Annotated in this window: 2 protein-coding genes and 1 pseudogene; all 3 read right to left on the reverse strand. The window is 71.7% G+C overall.

Annotated elements, in window-relative coordinates:
* Window positions 1-832 (reverse strand): annotated as a pseudogene (locus tag G3N62_RS35240) (flagellar hook-length control protein FliK); the annotation flags it as partial.
* Window positions 833-863: 31 nt separating this feature from the next.
* Complete coding sequence (gene fliJ, locus G3N62_RS35245; protein WP_034190269.1) at window positions 864-1,322, reverse strand: flagellar export protein FliJ; 459 nt, start codon at window positions 1,320-1,322, stop codon at window positions 864-866.
* A gap of 5 nt (window positions 1,323-1,327) precedes the next feature.
* Window positions 1,328-2,141: FliI/YscN family ATPase (locus tag G3N62_RS35250; RefSeq protein WP_206141535.1), on the reverse strand; the 814-nt coding region annotated here is incomplete at its 5' end.

A 2,141-nucleotide genomic window follows, 5' to 3' on the forward strand; every position in this document is an offset into this window, starting at 1 on the left:
TCGTCGCGCTGGCGGCCGGAGCGGTCGCGTCGCCGGCGGCCGCGAGGGCATGCTGTGCGCCGGACTGCGCGTTCGCGTCGGCCTGCAGCGCCTGCGGCGTGGCCTGGGCCGGCGCCTGCTGGGTGGCGAGCGCGCCTTTCGCATCGGCGAGCGTACGGTCGAACGTCGGCACCTTCGGCGTCAGCGGTGCGGCGGCGCTCGACGCGGTAGCCGCCGGCGCCGAGGTCGTTGTCGCTGCGGACGTGCCGGTTGCCGGCAGCGCGATCGCGCCGGCACCGCCCGTCAGCTTGGCGAGCGCGGCTTGCAGCGCGTCGCGGCTCGACGCCGGTTCGAGCGGCTGGGCAGCCGTATCCCGGGTTGCATGATCGGCCAGCGTCGCCGTGGCGTCGGGCTGGCCGGACACGGCCGTTTTTTGCGTCGTGTCGGCGACAGCGGCAGCGGCGGCGGTGCCAGCCGCATCGGCCGGCGTCGTCGCGTTGTCCGTGCGCGCCTGCAGTTGCGCCTGCACGGCCGCGGCGGCCGCGAGCGCGGCGGCGTCCGGACTGGTCGTCGCGTTCGCGGCGTCGGTCGACTTGTCGTCGTCGTCCGTGCCCGACGGCTTCGTGCCGGCGGCCGGCTTCGACGCGGCCTGCGTCGTCGACGCATCGGGCGCGGCGGTACTCGACGCGTCGCGACGCGTGACGACGCTTTGCTTCAGCGTCTGCGCGAACGGCACGGCGGTCGCGGTCGCCGATGCATCGTTGCCGGCGGCGGACGAACCCGTGCCGCGGGCGGCCTTGAGTGCGGCGCCGGCGGTATCGAGCAGCGCGCCGAGCAGGGGCAGGGGAGGCATGTCGGTTCTCTCGTTCGAATGCGGTGGTCGGTTACGACGAGCGGGCCGCGTCGGCCCGCATGCGCAGGATCTTCGCGGCGTGTTCGTCGGCGTCGCGCTGTTCGCGCCGGGCCTCGCGCGTCGCTGCCTGCGCGACGCCGCGCGCCTGCAGGATTTCATACGAGCCGACGGTGCGTTTCTTTTGCTGCCAGTTCGGGCGCGCTTCGTCGATGCGGACTTCGGCGGCGGCCAGCACGTTGCGCTGCTGCGCGATCGCCGCGTCGAGCGTGTCGATGAACGCCTGGAAATTGCGCCAGTTGCCGGCCGGCATCCCGTGTTGCGCAGACTGCGCGAAGCGTGCGTGATATTCGTCGCGGTAGCGCAGCAGCGCGTCGAGCTGTTCGGCGGCCGCGGTGCGGTCGCGCTGCGCGGTGCCGAGCTGCTTCGCGGCCGAGTCGAGGTCGTCCTGCGCACGGTCGAGCAGCAGTTGAAGGGGAAAGCCGTGAGCCATCGGGATCAGCCTCCGTAAGCGTCGAACAGCGCATCGAGCGCGGCGAGGCTCGGTGCGAACGGCGCGCATTCGCGAAAGCCCTGCTGCAGGAATGCCTCGATGCGCGGATAGAGCGCGATCGCGCGGTCGAGCTGCGCGTCGCGGCCGGGTGCGTAAGCGCCGACCGCGATCAGGTCGCGATTGCGCTGATAGCGCGACAGCATCTGCTTGAACTGCCGTACATGATCGAGATGGCCTTCGTCGATCAGCGCCGTCATCGCGCGGCTGATCGACGCCTCGATGTCGATCGCGGGATAGTGGCCGGCCTCGGCGAGCGCGCGCGACAGCACGATGTGGCCGTCGAGGATCGCGCGCGCCGAATCGGCGATCGGATCCTGCTGGTCGTCGCCTTCGGTCAGCACCGTGTAGAACGCGGTGATCGAGCCGCCGCCCTCGGGCCCGTTGCCGGTGCGCTCGACGAGCGCGGGCAGCTTCGCGAACACCGACGGCGGATAACCCTTGGTCGCGGGCGGCTCGCCGATCGCCAGCGCGATCTCGCGCTGCGCCATCGCGTAGCGCGTCAGCGAATCCATCAGCAGCAGCACGTGCTTGCCCTGGTCGCGGAAATACTCGGCGAGCGAGGTCGCGTACGCGGCGCCCTGCATCCGCAGCAGCGGCGACACGTCGGCCGGCGCGGCGACGACGACCGAGCGCGCGAGCCCGTCCTCGCCGAGGATCTGTTCGATGAATTCCTTCACTTCGCGGCCGCGTTCGCCGATCAGCCCGATCACGATCACTTCGGCGCTCGTGTAGCGCGCCATCGTGCCGAGCAGTACCGAC

Origin of the sequence: Burkholderia sp. Tr-20355 (assembly GCF_017104685.1) — a bacterium.
Classification (GTDB): domain Bacteria; phylum Pseudomonadota; class Gammaproteobacteria; order Burkholderiales; family Burkholderiaceae; genus Burkholderia; species Burkholderia seminalis.

What these genes read in the sequence shown, in the direction of transcription:
- fliJ (WP_034190269.1), bottom strand. Translation starts at nt 1,322, where the DNA reads ATGGCTCACGGCTTTCCCCTTCAACTGCTGCTCGACCGTGCGCAGGAC.